Source organism: Candidatus Methylobacter oryzae (assembly GCF_003994235.2).
Lineage (GTDB): Bacteria > Pseudomonadota > Gammaproteobacteria > Methylococcales > Methylomonadaceae > Methylobacter_A > Methylobacter_A oryzae.
This window is the reverse complement of the sequence record NZ_RYFG02000085.1, coordinates 21,423-35,806: the sequence shown is the minus strand read 5'-3', so window position 1 is coordinate 35,806 and position 14,384 is coordinate 21,423. Positions and strand designations below refer to the sequence as shown.

The 14,384-nt window shown below is 48.8% G+C and carries 12 protein-coding genes, 1 tRNA gene and 1 pseudogene; 11 read left to right on the top strand and 3 right to left on the bottom strand.

All coding sequences use genetic code 11. The features are described 5' to 3' along the window. From EKO24_RS09230 to EKO24_RS09210, 5 genes and pseudogenes are all read left to right on the top strand, one after another. Nucleotides 1–695: nucleotidyltransferase family protein (locus EKO24_RS09230; RefSeq protein WP_338324001.1), on the top strand; the 695-nt coding region annotated here is incomplete at its 5' end. A gap of 229 nt (nt 696–924) precedes the next feature. Further along, nucleotides 925–1,869, top strand: a pseudogene (locus tag EKO24_RS09225) (IS701 family transposase); the annotation flags it as partial. An 11-nt stretch (nt 1,870–1,880) separates the two neighbouring features. Continuing rightward, the gene (locus EKO24_RS23600) at nt 1,881–2,270 is read left to right on the top strand and encodes a helix-turn-helix domain-containing protein (RefSeq protein WP_127026893.1); all 390 of its coding nucleotides are present in this window, start codon (nt 1,881–1,883) and stop codon (nt 2,268–2,270) included. Continuing rightward, the gene (locus EKO24_RS09215) at nt 2,198–2,890 is read left to right on the top strand and encodes an IS630 family transposase (protein WP_127026894.1); all 693 of its coding nucleotides are present in this window, start codon (nt 2,198–2,200) and stop codon (nt 2,888–2,890) included. The genes EKO24_RS23600 and EKO24_RS09215 overlap by 73 nt, the downstream gene beginning before the upstream one ends. 44 nt (nt 2,891–2,934) lie before the next feature. Continuing rightward, complete coding sequence (locus tag EKO24_RS09210; protein WP_127026895.1) at nt 2,935–5,004, top strand: type IV pilus assembly protein FimV; 2,070 nt, start codon at nt 2,935–2,937, stop codon at nt 5,002–5,004. Here the strand turns inward: EKO24_RS09210 and EKO24_RS09205 are convergent. The 3 genes from EKO24_RS09205 to cyoE form a co-directional block, all read right to left on the bottom strand. After that, entirely contained in the window at nt 4,990–5,304 is a 315-nt protein-coding gene (locus EKO24_RS09205) for a hypothetical protein (protein ID WP_127026896.1), read from the bottom strand. The two genes, EKO24_RS09210 and EKO24_RS09205, sit on opposite strands and share 15 nt — an antisense overlap. A 714-nt stretch (nt 5,305–6,018) precedes the next feature. Then, complete coding sequence (locus tag EKO24_RS09200) at nt 6,019–7,044, bottom strand: glycosyl transferase family protein (RefSeq protein ID WP_127026897.1); 1,026 nt, start codon at nt 7,042–7,044, stop codon at nt 6,019–6,021. Further along, a complete protein-coding gene (gene cyoE, locus EKO24_RS09195) occupies nt 7,041–7,931 on the bottom strand; it encodes a heme o synthase (RefSeq protein ID WP_421743913.1) in 891 nt (296 codons plus the stop codon). The genes EKO24_RS09200 and cyoE overlap by 4 nt, the downstream gene beginning before the upstream one ends. A 388-nt stretch (nt 7,932–8,319) precedes the next feature. Here cyoE and recA point away from each other — a divergent pair, with 388 nt between their 5' ends. From recA to EKO24_RS09165, 6 genes are all read left to right on the top strand, one after another. Then, nucleotides 8,320–9,357: a recombinase RecA gene (recA, locus tag EKO24_RS09190; RefSeq protein ID WP_127026899.1), complete on the top strand. Its 1,038-nt coding sequence runs from the start codon at nt 8,320–8,322 to the stop codon at nt 9,355–9,357. Between the two features lie 5 nt (nt 9,358–9,362). Then, nucleotides 9,363–9,848, top strand: coding sequence for a regulatory protein RecX (locus EKO24_RS09185; protein WP_127026900.1), 486 nt, complete (start codon nt 9,363–9,365; stop codon nt 9,846–9,848). A gap of 50 nt (nt 9,849–9,898) precedes the next feature. Beyond that, nucleotides 9,899–12,511, top strand: a complete 2,613-nt coding sequence (gene alaS, locus EKO24_RS09180) for an alanine--tRNA ligase (protein ID WP_196240011.1) — start codon at nt 9,899–9,901, stop codon at nt 12,509–12,511. Nucleotides 12,512–12,525: 14 nt separating this feature from the next. Next, entirely contained in the window at nt 12,526–13,752 is a 1,227-nt protein-coding gene (locus EKO24_RS09175) for an aspartate kinase (RefSeq protein ID WP_127026901.1), read from the top strand. A 92-nt stretch (nt 13,753–13,844) separates the two neighbouring features. Further along, entirely contained in the window at nt 13,845–14,045 is a 201-nt protein-coding gene (csrA, locus tag EKO24_RS09170) for a carbon storage regulator CsrA (RefSeq protein ID WP_006893378.1), read from the top strand. Between the two features lie 213 nt (nt 14,046–14,258). Next, nucleotides 14,259–14,349, top strand: a tRNA-Ser gene (locus EKO24_RS09165). The last annotated feature ends 35 nt before the right edge of the window (nt 14,350–14,384 follow it).

The following is a 14,384-nucleotide window of genomic DNA, read 5'->3' as shown; positions in this document are numbered from 1 at the left end:
GAGGTTATCGCCACGTTCATCACCGGCTTTATGCCCGGCAAAGACCTGCTCAATCCACAATATTAACCAGCGGTCAATGCGTAACTTCTATGAATATAGCCAGCGATAACGTTTACGCGATTATTTTAGCCGCGGGCGCGTCCAGCCGTATGGGGCGCCCGAAGCAATTGCTCGAATGGCGCAACCGTTCGCTGCTGGAACATGCGGTCTTAAATGCCCAAACGGTTCTTGGCGAACGGGTTATTGTGGTGTTGGGTGCTCATGCTGATGCGATACAAGCCTCCGTCGATCTGAGCGCCGTTACTGTGATTGAGAACCCTGATTGGCGGGAGGGTATGGCTGCTTCGATTCGTGCCGGCGTGCAAGCGCTGCCGGAATCGGCAGCCGCAGCATTGATCCTGTTATGCGATCAACCGCTGGTTAACGCCGAGCATATGCAAAACTTGCTGAATGCTTGGCAAAATGCACCGGCTCGCATTGTTGCCAGCCAATATCACAATTCAGTTGGGGGGCCGGCGTTGTTTCCGGCTGGATTTTTTGAACATCTGCTGAGCCTTAGCGGCGACCGTGGAGCTAAGCCTGTTTTGATGAAGTTCGAGGACAGACTGATCAAAGTCCCTTTGCCGGAGGCGGCGCTTGATGTTGATAGCGCGGGGGATTTTGATCGGTTAACCGGTTGTTATCCAGGCTATTAGCTGTGTCTGCTGTGTGAGTTTTTCTATTAAATAGGTTATTGGCGGCTGTTCATTCTATTTCTCAGGAGTTCAGCGCTTCTTTTACTATGAAGCGCGGCAAGAATTATTATTTTCTCGTCTTTAAATAAGCATAGGACTTTCGTAACCCTAGCCGAATAGGTTATGCTGTCTGGCATGATCACGAAACAACGTTACGTCGAATACTTGATCTGCACACCGATCAACTACACCTGCTTCAACTTGTCCGCATTTGGAGCATGTCAGCCACGACGTGGTGAGCAACTTCCTGAAACAGATCCGAATAACGGCGAGGCAGGTGTGGGAGCTGGTCAAGGGGCTGATCCACAATACCGAGGGCTCGTTCTTGATTATTGACGACAGCGTCCAAGACAAACGCTATTCCAAGTCGATCGAGTTGGTCAAGACTCAGTACAGCGGAGCGGTGGGCGGCTTGGTGCGCGGCATCGGCGTCGTCAACCTGGTCCATAGTGACGGCCAGGACCATTATCCGGTGGATTACCGCATTTATCACAACGTCGTCGACGGTAAGACCAAGAACGACCATTTCAAGGACATGCTGGTTAACGCCATTGCCGACAAGGCGCTCAAGGCGAAGACGGTATTGTTCGACAGTTGGTACGCCTCCTGGGAAAACCTGAAACTTGTTCATTCGCTCAAGCGAACCTTTTACACGACCTTAAAAAGCAACCGCATGATCAGCCTCAGTAAAGAAGAAGGCTATGTGCATCTTGATGAGATCGAGTGGACGCCGGAACGGCTCCGATTCGGTGTCGTCGTCAAACTGAAAAAAGTACCGTTCAAGGTCAAATTGTTCAAGCTAGTCGCCCCAAACGGCGACATTGACTGGCTCATTACCAATGAGCTGGACGATAACCTGACCGCGCAGGTCGCTCAACACGCGAACGACGTGCGCTGGCAGGTCGAGGAATTTCACCGCGAACTCAAACAGTTGACCGGCTCCGAAAAATGCCAATGCCGTAAAGCCCGCTCTCAACGGAATCACATCGCCTGCTGCTACCACGTGTGGATTTCCTTGAAAGTCAAAGCGAACACCTTGAAAAAGTCCCTCTATCAAGTCCGGGCTGATTTGTTTTCCGACTATTTGCAGGCCGAACTACGTCATCCCAGAATTAAGGCTTATTCGGGAGGATAGCGAAAGTCCTAATGAAGTTTGTGAAGCGATTGAGCGAAGCTGAGCAGCGCACGTTGTTGGATGCGTCACGGTATGCCTCTTGGCCGCGATTCCGGCAACGGGCACATGCGGTTCTTTTGAGTGGTAAGCGCTACAGTTTGACACAGTTAGCGGACATTTTTGAGGTAGACCGGGACACGGTTTCTGGATGGCTGAAGGCATGGGAACAGCATGGACAGTTAGGTCTTCGCGACCAGAAACACTCGGGACGCCCTCGCAAGGGAACGGAGTCAGACCTGGAATGGCTGTGTGAGATGACCCCAGATGCGCCGCACCAGCTTCGGGTCGTGTGCGAGCGCTTCCGGGCACGAACGGAGTGCGCTGTATCACTGTATCACTGGACACAGTGCGGCGCTGGTTGAAAGAAAAGGGCTGGCGGTGGAAACGCTGCCGCCGGAGCCTGAAGGACAAGCGTGACGAAGCGGAGTTTTTGGCGGGCAAGCGGATATTGCAGGCCTTCCATGAGCGGGAAGCGATCGGAAAGCTTGATGTCTTCTACCTTGACGAGAGCGGCTTTAGTTCCCGTTCTTGTGTGCCTTACGCATGGCAGCACAAGGGTGAAACCTTGCGCCTACCCGCCAATGTGCCGGGTCGAACCAACATCATCGGTTTTCTGAATCGGAACAATGAGGCTTATTGGCACACCGCGGATGGCTCGGTCACCCATCAGGAGATCATCGCCGCAATGAACGGTTTCATCCGCTCACGTAACATTGAAAAGTTGACCATCGTGGTGATGGATAATGCATCGTTCCATCGGAAGGCCGTGGCTGAAGCTGGCTGGAAATGGTTGGAGCAGCGTGTTTGGGCTTGGTTCCTCCCGGCCTATTCGCCCGAACTGAATCCAATCGAGATATTATGGAAGAAAATCAAATACGAGTGGTTGTCTTGGGCGGCCTACCATTGTTATGAAGCGATGCGCTCTGCGTTGAGCGAAATATTTGAAAATTTGGGTGGCAAATACCGGGTTAATTTTGCATAGATACTTAACATCAGGTAACAATTATTTCTAATAGTTAGAATGCGATGAAAACAAAAAGAAAAATATTGATTCTAGGGATAAGTGAGTTACTGACAGCAGGAATGGCAAGTTATCCGATGCCGGTTTACGCAATGACGGACATTGAAAAAGCAGTGGAAGACATGGAAAAATCAGTGGATGCGGTAGCTAAGGCGGTCGGGGTTCCTAAAGAGGTATTGCATAAAATAGGCAGGGCTAAAGAGGCGGTGGGTAAAGAGGATGATGTGGCTAAATCATCGCCGGATAAAGCGAACAAAGCAGGAAGGGCGCAGAAAACAGTCGCGGAACAGCCGGGATTAGCTAAAGCCGTTGGCGAGGATAAAGCCAAAGCCGCCACCTTTGCCCTTGGTTTGGGCGATATGGTCATGAAATCAGCTCTTAACCAACCTCTAAATGCTGAGATTGAGCTGTTTTCAATGCAAAGTGACGATTTAACAAGTTTAGCCGTGTCGCTGGGATCGCAGGAAGAATTCTCCCGCGTTGGCGTTGATAGACCTTCATTTCTGACAGATATTGATTTCAGCATCCAGAAGAAGGCGAACGGTACTTCTTATATTAAATTAACCACCTCGAATCGGATTGCTGAGCCGTTTCTTGACTTCGTTCTTGAAGTCCGTTCCAAACATGGACGTATTCTTCGCGAATTCACGGTTCTGGTAGATCCTGTTAGATATTCAGGTGAGCTCTCTACACCCAAACGGATCGATATTCCCGCAACGCCTAAATCGACTATCGCGCCCGACGCTGGCTCTATTACTGCAGTGGCGCCTCCTCCTATTCCCGCGCATACTCAAGCGCTGCCGGTGCTTAAAAATAACACCGGAGTAAGCTACGGCCCAATCAAACGTAAGGACACACTAGAGGGAATTGCCCAGCGAATGCGAGTCAATGAGTCGGTAACCATTAATCAGATGATGGTTGCTATTGTTCGCGCCAACCCGAATGCTTTTTACAATGGCAATATCAATCAAATGAAGTCTGGTTACGTGTTGCGGATTGAAGATCCTTCGATAGTTACCAATCTTATCGCGGCAGAAGCGGATGCCGAGATGGAACGGCAGCGTGTAGAGTGGCAGGCCCGCAAGAGCGGCCGCCCGGTAGTTCAGGCAGCGATGCCAGAATATCAAGTTAAGGTTGCGACAACCTCGGCCAATACCGCACAACAGCATCTTGACTTGAATATGCCGAAAACAAAGGATACTGGCAACAGCAAGGCAGTATGCCAGAGCGAATTCATAGCAGTCGAGGCACTGGATGCAAATCCACAAGATACGGAGAAGTTGAATACCTGCATTACTGATGTCCAGGATCAACTTCAGATAATGAAGCAGTTCATTAAGCTCAAAGATCAAATATTGGAAATGCAGCGGCAGATCATGTTCAAAGACAAGGAAATAACCGCGTTGCAAGAGCCTCTGGCTGTCAAATCGGCTGAAAGTGCTCAAGCCCCCGAGGTATCCTCGGAGCAGGTGCCGCCAGAGCCTAAAAAGACTGCTGAGTTAGTTAGCATACCGAAGCCAATTGTGCCTGCACCGGCAGTTAAAGAAGAAAAGAGTGAATTTCTAGCTTCGTTTTTATTATATGGCAGCCTTGGTTTAATCGTAATTGTTGTCGGTTGGGTTGTGGCCAGTCGTCGTCGGATGTGGAATGGCAATCTAGAAAACATTGTCAACATTAAAACAGAAGGAGTATCCAAGACGGGCGTTATTACTAGTGTTGAAAAACCGGTAGCCAGTGCTTCTGCTAAGGCCAAGGTAAGTGCTGTCGAAGATGAGGGCCCTGTCGGCTCGACAGTGATTGACCCCGTTATGGAAGCTGGAGTATATCTGGTATACGGACTTCATCAGAAAGCTGAAGAGATTCTCCGTTTAGCCATGGAAGAAACCCCGGACCGGAATGAACTCAAGATCAAGATGCTGGAAGTCTATCTTGCAGAACAAAATCGTGAAGCTTTCGAGAAAGAAGCTCAAGAAATGTATGCTATTTTGGGCAATGGTTCAGATCCGTTGTGGACCGAGGTAGTGCGCATGGGCGAAAAACTGAATATAACGTTTAAAGAGTTAATAAGTTCGTAATAATTTTACGCTGTCCCGGTCAAGCTTACCTTCGACTTCCGGCAGGCACTTGTGCCAATAGCGCTTCAAGTGCAATACGCCCAAGTTGCCGGTTTCCAGCGAAGAAGTGGTCAATTCAGGTTTTGCAGTCATCGATTCTTTATAGGCTTTAGTTGTGATGTAATCCCATTGAACAGTGGTGAGCTTTGACCGTGCCTTAAGAGTGATGAATGGGATTTTTTCTTTTTGACAAAAGCCAGGCCACGAATTTTCTTTATCAAAGCCTTTGTCTTTTCTGGTGATTTCAACAAACTTTTGCATTTTACCCCCGTAACGTAATGAGCCTAAGGTGATATATACGATTCAATTGTCTTATAAGGGGCTGATATTTTTCATGAATTTATCATGTGATATTTAATTGAGTCATGGCACATCACCTGTTGTTTTAACTCTTTGGGCGTTAAGGCTTGAATAATGGGGCGATATATTGCCGGGAACGCCAGTTCTCGCTGTCGCTCGAACTGCCTTTTTGCTCCGCATGGTGAGCCGTAAGTCGCCAATTAACTATTGATTAATTGTTTAGCCATGTGGTGTTGACCGGTTGGCGTTGCCCATTAATTCCCACTAAATGGTTATGGGCAAGGATTGGAAGTATGTAATTAATACACCGCACATTGCGATTTTGGGCGCGGGTCGCTCTGCATAGAGGGCCTGCCTGTCTTAATGAGTTGCTAGACCTAATTTCACAAACGTTCTCAGCGGTGTGATTATTTTCAGTCAAGTAATGAAGTGCATCCTCAAACGCAGCGCGCGTGATAGTTAAGCCATTGCGTTGCGGTAATATTGTCACTGAATTTTGAGTAATGTGTGAAATTCTAAAAGATCTAAAATTTTGATCGTCAGGCGTTCTAAATTCCTGACCGATAGCTAAAATTTGAAAAACGTTTTGGATATTGTTAACGCATAATTTACACAATTTTGTATCTCCAAAGAGGTCTAGCAAGTTTTAAGGCGCGCACAGAGCATGTCTTGGTTTTAGCCGCCTAAATATTTTTGCTTATCCCGCCCCAACCAATAACCCTCGGCCAACTGCTGCGCCTGCTCCTGTGTATCAGCTTTACCCAACAACTTAAGCGCAATCGCCGCCGTGCCGATGATCGACGCTTCGGCGAATTCGTCTTCAACTTTGCCTTGCCAGACCAATGCCAATTGTTCGGGTTCGAGCACTTCCGGTTTGATATGCCGGTGCTTGAACAAAGCCGGCCAGTTTTCGTCGGACAACTCGCCGTTATGCACGCTTTGCACCAGGCATTCCATGTCCGGATTGCGTTCGGTTTCGCCGCCTTCGCCTTTTAACACCGACATGTGTGGTTGATTCAGTAGCGCCGCCGCTTGTTGGTGGACGGGGCGGTAGCCGGGGTGAAAAATGCCTTGAATGCTGTATTCGGCATTGAACGGGTTCAGCAAGCGCACCAGCGTATGTACCGGCGAGCGCAGGCCCAGCAGCGGGCGCAGCTCGATGATTTCGTGCAGTTTCGGGCAAAAATGCTCCAGCGATAAATAGCTGAACCGTTGTTGCTCCAGTTGCTGTTTGGCTTCTTCGATGGAATTCGCACATTTTAGGCCCAAATAGCTGAGCATGTTTTCGGTGTACAGCCGGCCGGCGGTATGGCCGCTGGCCCCGTGCATGAACACGGTGATGCGGTTTTCGGCCAGCAATAAAGCCGACAGCAAGAACCAGGGCAGATGCCGCCGTTTCCCGGCATACGACGACCAGTCCAGGTCGACTTTGGCGGTATGTCCGGCCAAATTGAAAATGTCGCGAGCGGCCTGGGCAAAACCGGCCAATTCTTCCGGCGTTTCTTCCTTGACGCGCATCAGCATCAGGAATGCGCCAAGTTGGACCGGCAGCACCTGGTCGGTCAGAATCATCGTCATCGCCTTATAGGCTTCGTCCTGGGTTAACGGCCTTGAGCCTTTTTTGCCTTTTCCAAGGATGCGGATGTATTCGGCGAACGGATGTTCTGGGGACGGCGTTTGTTCGTGGTGTGTGAATGTCATAATGTAAATTTAAAATAATGGTCGACTAATAAGGCAATGAATACGACGGTCAGGTACATCAAAGAATAAAAGAAAGTTCGCATTGCGGTTTTGTCGTCTTTCCGGCGCATCATCAAAATGGCGAAATAAATAAAGCCCAGTCCCAGCGGTACGACCGCGCCCAAATAAATCAGGCCGCTCATTCCAGTCAGGTAGGGCAGCAACGTGACGATGAACAACAAAAACGAATACAGCAGGATCTGTAAACGGGTGTATTCGACGCCGTGCGTGACCGGCAGCATCGGGATGCCGACTTTGGCAAACTCCTTGCGTTTTGCGATGGACAGCGGCCAGAAATGCGGCGGCGTCCAGGCGAAAATAATCAGGAATAGCAGCAGCGAATAAGGATGCAGTTCATTGGTCATCGCGCACCAGCCCAACATCGGCGGCGTCGCGCCGAATGCGCCGGCGATAACGATGTTTTGCGGTGTTGCCCGTTTCAGGTAAACCGTATAAATAATCGCGTAGCCTAGTGCCGATAAGAACGTCAGCAATGCGGTCAGCGGATTAACGAGAGCAATCAGCAATGCCATTGCGACAACGCCCAATATTGCGGCAAAAGTGATGACGTTCGTTGAGCTTAATTCGCCTTTCGGCAAGGGGCGGTGTTTGTTGCGATCCATCTGCGCATCGGCTTCGCGGTCAATGTAATGATTAATCGCGGCGGCCGAGGCGGCGGCCAGGGCAATACCTAAACTGCTGTAGATAAACAGGCCGATCGGCGGCATTCCAGGCACGGCTAATAACATCCCCGCAATAGCCGTAAAAACGATCAGGGCAACCACTTTGGGTTTGCATAATTCAAGATAACTTTTCCAGGATGGGCGGAGGGATTCGCTAGTCATTATTTAATAGGTTCCAACTTTTAGTTTAGTGGTGCGGCCCCGGTGGAAACCGCGGAAATGGCGTTGTAGACGTTCCATAAAGCATTGCCGGGAGCGGCATAGGAACGATGATTAGTTGGTCTATAGAATACAGTGAACGATTGATTATTGAAATAGTTCGGTCTACCGACCATGGTATCGGAACATTAAAATAACCGAGATTCGGCGGAAGAATGATAACGCAAAATTAGCGGCTATCTTTTTCAGAGGCGATGATATAGAACGTCGTATCTTAATGGTCGAGTAAATCAGCACTATCCGAATCCCTTGTCTGTATGGGATAATAAGCGATTTGATTTTGGCGATATTTCTTTTTAACCGACATAGCCGCAGGGCGTAAGAGGACTACATAATGGATGAGAATAAAAAGAAAGCGCTAGGCGCGGCGCTGATGCAGATAGAGAAGCAATTCGGCAAGGGCTCTGTTATGCGCATGGGCGATGTGGCCGCTTCGCGCGACATTGATGTGGTTTCTACCGGTTCTTTGGGTTTGGATATCGCTTTAGGTTGCGGCGGTTTGCCCCGCGGCCGCATTATCGAAATTTACGGTCCTGAATCGTCCGGCAAGACGACGTTGACGTTGCAAGTAATTGCCGAAATGCAGAAACTCGGCGGCACGGCCGCATTTGTCGATGCCGAGCACGCTTTGGATCCTAGTTATGCCGAGAAAATCGGCGTTAATGTCGATGACTTGCTGGTTTCCCAGCCGGATACCGGCGAACAGGCATTGGAAATTACCGACATGTTGGTGCGTTCCGGTGCGGTCGATGTGGTCGTCGTCGATTCGGTGGCTGCGTTAACGCCAAAAGCCGAAATTGAAGGCGATATGGGTGATTCGCATATGGGCTTGCAGGCGCGGTTGATGTCTCAGGCTTTGCGCAAATTGACCGCTAATATCAAGCGCTCCAATACGCTGGTCATTTTTATCAACCAAATCCGTATGAAAATCGGTGTTATGTTCGGTAGCCCTGAAACAACAACCGGCGGTAATGCGCTTAAGTTCTACGCATCGGTACGTCTTGATATTCGCCGTATTGGCTCAATTAAGAAAGGCGAAGAAGTTATCGGCAATGAAACTCGCGTAAAAGTCGTCAAAAACAAGGTTGCTCCGCCCTTTAAACAGGCTGAGTTTGAGATTTTATACGGTGAAGGTATTTCATTTCTTGGCGAGCTGGTTGATCTGGGCGTCAATTACGGCTTTATCCAGAAATCGGGTTCCTGGTACAGCTATGGCGACGAAAAAATCGGCCAAGGCAAGGATAATGCAAAGGTCTTTTTAAAGGAACATCCTGAAAAAGCAAAAGAACTTGAAGCAAAAATAAGAGCTGAAGCTTTCGGCAAAAAAGTTGCTCCTCTTGTTGAAGAGCACGGAGTCGATGAGGATGAGTAGTTTTTTTGAACGCAGAAACTGAAGGCGAAAAGACCCTCGTTGCGCAAGAAATTCAGGAAATTTGTTTGCGGTTATTAGCGCAAAGAGAGCACAGCCGGAAAGAGTTGCTGAATAAGCTGGCTCTAAGAGGTTTTAGCAGGGAAGATGCGCAACCTGTCATCGACGAGTTGGCAGGGCAAGGTTGGCAGGACGATCTAAGGTATGCTGAAAGTTATGCACGGTCCCGTATCCAGAAGGGTTACGGCCCTATTCGCGTCAGTTACGAACTTTCGCAAAACGGTATAGCGTCGTTTGATCTTGAACATATTGTGCAGGAAGAGGCCGGTGGTTGGGTTGAGCTGCTGGAGCAGGTTTACAGCAAGAAATATGGGCGCGACACTGTGTTGGATCGTAATGAGTGGGCAAGGCGCGGCCGTTTTTTATTGCATCGTGGATTTTCCGGCGCGATGGTCAGTGCGTTATTCGATGAGTTAAATATTAGATTTCTCTAGGTTATGGGTAGATTTGGTACGCCCCGATTTTTTAAAAGCATTTATTTATTATGAAAAAGATGACTAGCGCGCAATTGCGCACCGCCTTTCTGGAATTTTTTCGCGAGCGTGGACACTCCGTGCAGCCTTCAAGTTCTCTGGTTCCTGGTAATGATCCAACCTTGCTGTTTACCAATGCCGGCATGGTGCAGTTCAAGGACGTGTTTTTAGGCAGAGATCACCGCGACTATAACAAGGCTGTGACCAGCCAGCGTTGCGTGCGGGCGGGCGGCAAGCATAATGACTTGGAAAACGTCGGTTATACCGCTAGGCATCATACTTTTTTTGAAATGCTGGGTAACTTCAGTTTCGGCGATTATTTTAAAAAAGAAGCGATACATTTTGCTTGGGACTTTTTAACCAAGGAGTTGGAAATTCCGGCGGAGAAATTATGGATCACTGTTTTTGATGAAGATTCCGAAGCCGAAAAAATCTGGTTGGACGATGTCGGGGTTTCTGCTGAACGATTTTCAAGAATCGGCGCCAAAGATAATTTCTGGTCGATGGGGGATGTGGGGCCTTGCGGGCCTTGTACCGAAATATTCTACGATCATGGCGCAAACATTGCCGGCGGACCTCCTGGATCGCCCGATGAAGATGGCGACAGATATATCGAAATCTGGAATTTGGTGTTTATGCAATACGACCGTTCTGCCGACGGTACATTAACGCCGTTGCCGAAACCCTCGGTTGATACCGGAATGGGTCTGGAGCGTATCGCGGCGGTCATGCAGGGCGTACACAGCAATTACGAAATCGACTTATTCCAAAAATTGTTGAAAGCTGCCGCAACACTGGCAGGTACTGACGATTTGACGAAGAGTTCGTTGCGCGTGATTGCCGACCATATCCGTTCTTGCGCATTCCTGATTGCGGACGGCGTGATGCCGTCCAACGAAGGGCGCGGTTATGTGCTGCGCCGTATCATTCGCCGTGCAATCCGTCACGGTTATCGTTTGGGCATTCGCGATGTGTTCTTTTATAAATTGGTCGCGCCGCTGGCCGAGGAAATGGGCGAAGCCTATCCTGAGCTTAAAGCCGCGCAAGAGCAAGTTGAGCGGGTACTGAAAAAAGAAGAGGAACGTTTTGCCGAAACCTTGGAACAAGGCATGAAGATCCTGGAAGCCTGCGTTGCGAGAATGGACGGTTCGGTGATTCCCGGCGATACCGTATTCCAGCTTTACGATACCTACGGTTTTCCTGTCGACTTAACCGCTGATTTTGCCCGCGAACATAACCTGACTGTCGATCATGCCGGATTTGAAACGGCGATGTCGGCGCAACGGGAAAGGGCAAGGTCTGCGAGCAGTTTCGGCGCCGATTACGACCAGGACATCAAGCTCGATGCACAGACCGAATTTACCGGCTACAGCCTGCTTGACGATCAAGTTCATATCATCGGTCTCTACAAAAAAGGCCAGCCGGTAGACAGCTTGGAAAGCGGCGATGAAGGCGTTGTTATTCTGGATAAAACACCGTTCTATGCCGAGTCAGGCGGCCAGGTCGGTGATTGCGGCAAAATCGAAGCCAATGGCGCGGTATTTGAGGTTTCCGATACTCAAAAGCAGGGCGGAAACCTGTTTTTGCATAAAGGCAAATTGCTTGCCGGAACGCTGACTAATGGCCAGTTGTGCGATGCCCGTGTTAGTGCGGCAGACAGAAAGGCAACCGAGCTTAACCATTCGGCGACACACTTGCTGCATGCCGCGTTAAGGCAGCTTTTGGGCGATCATGTTGCGCAGAAAGGCTCTCTGGTTAATCCTGAACGGTTGCGCTTCGACTTTTCTCATTTCGAGCCGGTCACGGCTGCTGAAATCAGTGCTGTTGAGCGGGTTGTAAATGAACAGATCAGGGCAAATAATGTTGTCAGTGCGCAGATCATGGCAAAAGATGACGCTGTTAAAGCCGGTGCAATGGCATTATTCGGCGAGAAATACGGTGATGAAGTCAGGGTTTTGAAAATTGGCGAGTTTTCAACCGAACTTTGCGGCGGCACGCATGTTGAGCGGGCAGGAGACATAGGTTGTTTTAAAATTATTAACGAAACCGGTGTCGCGGCGGGCGTAAGACGGATTGAGGCGGTAACCGGTAGCGGCTGTTTTGATTGGATACTCGGTCGCGATCAGGCGCTCTCTGCTATTGCCGGGTTGGTCAAGAGCGCACCTGAAAAGGCGTCTGAGAAAGTCGAGCAACTAATAGAGAAAAATAGGCAGTTGGAAAAACAACTTGAACGCCTGAATGCAAAACTTGCTAGTTCCGCGGGTAGCGAGCTGGCTGCTCAGGCTATTGATGTCGATGGTATTAAAGTATTGGCAGTCAAGTTGGATGGTGTCGATCCGAAATCCCTGAAGGACATGATTGATCAGTTGAAAAATAAATTAGGCAGCGCCGCGATTGTTTTAGCGGTTGTCGATGGCGAGAAGGTCAGTTTGATTGCCGGTGTAACCAAAGATCAAATGGGGCGGATAAAAGCCGGCGATTTAGTTAATTTTGTCGCTACTCAAGTCGGTGGAAAAGGCGGCGGCAGGCCCGATATGGCGCAAGCCGGGGGTAACGATCCGTCCGCTTTGGCCGGCGCATTGGCTCAGGTTCCCGCCTGGGTGAAAACGCAACTTGGCGCGTAAGAAGGTTTTATTAAATGGCATTATACGTATATAAATTTGGCGGTACCTCGGTAGGTAATGTCGAGCGCATCAAAGCGGTCGCCGAAAAGGTTAAACGAACCCACGATTTGGGCGATCAAATCGTCGTCGTGGTTTCCGCAATGAGCGGCGAAACCAATCGCTTGGTTGCGCTGGCAAAAGACATGCAGCAGAACCCTAACGAACGGGAAATGGATGTATTGTTGTCAACCGGCGAGCAAGTCACTGTTTCGTTGCTAAGCATGGCTTTGCACGAGCTGGGTTGCGACTCATGTTCTTACACCGGTAGTCAGGTAAAGATCCTGACCGATAGCAGTCATACCAAGGCGCGGATACGCAAGATAGATGATGCACGTATTCGGAATCACCTTAACGAAGGCAAGGTGGTTGTAGTTGCCGGTTTTCAGGGCGTTGATGAGAACGATAATATCACTACATTAGGACGCGGCGGCTCGGATACTACTGCGGTGGCCTTGGCGGCAGCCTTAAAAGCTGACGAATGTCATATTTATACCGATGTCGACGGCGTTTACACGACCGATCCCAGAGTAGAGCCGAAAGCCCGAAGATTGGATAAAATCACTTTTGAGGAAATGCTGGAAATGGCCAGTTTGGGTTCAAAAGTATTGCAGATCAGGTCGGTAGAATTTGCCGGAAAATATAACGTTGCGTTACGCGTATTATCATCATTTACAGAAGGTAAGGGCACGCTCATTACCTATGAGGAATCACAAGTGGAAAGTGCTTTAATTTCAGGAATCGCATTTAATCGGGATGAAGCTAAGTTGACGATCACCGGCGTGCCTGATTTGCCCGGCGTTGCGTTTAAAATATTGGGGCCGATTGCCGATGCCAATATCGAAATCGATATGATCATCCAAAATATTGCCGACGATGCAACCACTGATTTCACCTTTACAGTGCATCGCAATGACTATCAGCGGGCAAAAACCTTGCTGGATAAAACGTGCGCCGATTTGGGTGCCAGAAACGTTACCGGTGACGACAGTATCGTAAAGGTGTCGATTGTAGGCGTTGGTATGCGTTCCCATGCGGGTATTGCCAGTACTATGTTTAAGGCGCTAGCCGATGAAAATATTAATATTAGAATGATTTCAACATCTGAGATTAAAATATCGGTTGTAGTCGATGAGAAATATCTGGAACTTGCTGTCAGGGCATTACATGCTGCGTTTAAATTAGATCAAGAAATAGAATCTTAGGCTTTATTTATCAGAAAAAACTGCTATAATTGTTTATCTTGGTTGGATGCTGTTTAAGAACAGTTCGTTTTTAACATATATAGGGAGTAGCCATGCTTATCTTGACTCGTCGAGTAGGAGAGACTTTGATGATCGGTGATGAAGTTACAGTCACCGTTCTTGGAGTCAAAGGAAATCAGGTTCGCATAGGTGTTAACGCACCAAAAGAAGTTTCTGTCCACAGGGAAGAGATCTACGAAAGGATCAAGAAAGAACAGAATGGCCCTGCAGGATTGACTGGTTCCGAAGAGTAAACTCGGAGTAGGGTTTTTCGCGACTGTCATAATTAGCCTCGGTGGTTATGAAAATATGAGCTAAGTGTGAAAGTATTATAGAAACTGCTTTTATTTTGCAATTTAGTATCGCTAGATAGAAAAACTGTGGTATAATAGCTTTTTAAATAAAGTTGCTATGATGAAAATCTCTAAGCTACAATTGTGGTGATTAGGGATGCATTATGTATAATTGGAGAGTTGGCCGAGAGGCCGAAGGCGCTCCCCTGCTAAGGGAGTATGTGCCAAAAGCGCATCGAGGGTTCGAATCCCTCACTCTCCGCCATCTACACGAAGTATTTTTACTTCATCTTGATTTCC

Bases quoted from the DNA above. Each gene is read 5' to 3' on its own strand.
- EKO24_RS09205 (WP_127026896.1), bottom strand. From the start codon at position 5,304: ATGCAAAAGTTTGTTGAAATCACCAGAAAAGACAAAGGCTTTGATAAA.
- EKO24_RS09200 (WP_127026897.1), bottom strand. From the start codon at position 7,044: ATGACATTCACACACCACGAACAAACGCCGTCCCCAGAACATCCGTTC.
- EKO24_RS09210 (WP_127026895.1), top strand. From the start codon at position 2,935: ATGAAAACAAAAAGAAAAATATTGATTCTAGGGATAAGTGAGTTACTG.
- EKO24_RS23600 (WP_127026893.1), top strand. From the start codon at position 1,881: ATGAAGTTTGTGAAGCGATTGAGCGAAGCTGAGCAGCGCACGTTGTTG.
- alaS (WP_196240011.1), top strand. From the start codon at position 9,899: ATGAAAAAGATGACTAGCGCGCAATTGCGCACCGCCTTTCTGGAATTT.
- EKO24_RS09175 (WP_127026901.1), top strand. From the start codon at position 12,526: ATGGCATTATACGTATATAAATTTGGCGGTACCTCGGTAGGTAATGTC.
- recA (WP_127026899.1), top strand. From the start codon at position 8,320: ATGGATGAGAATAAAAAGAAAGCGCTAGGCGCGGCGCTGATGCAGATA.
- csrA (WP_006893378.1), top strand. From the start codon at position 13,845: ATGCTTATCTTGACTCGTCGAGTAGGAGAGACTTTGATGATCGGTGAT.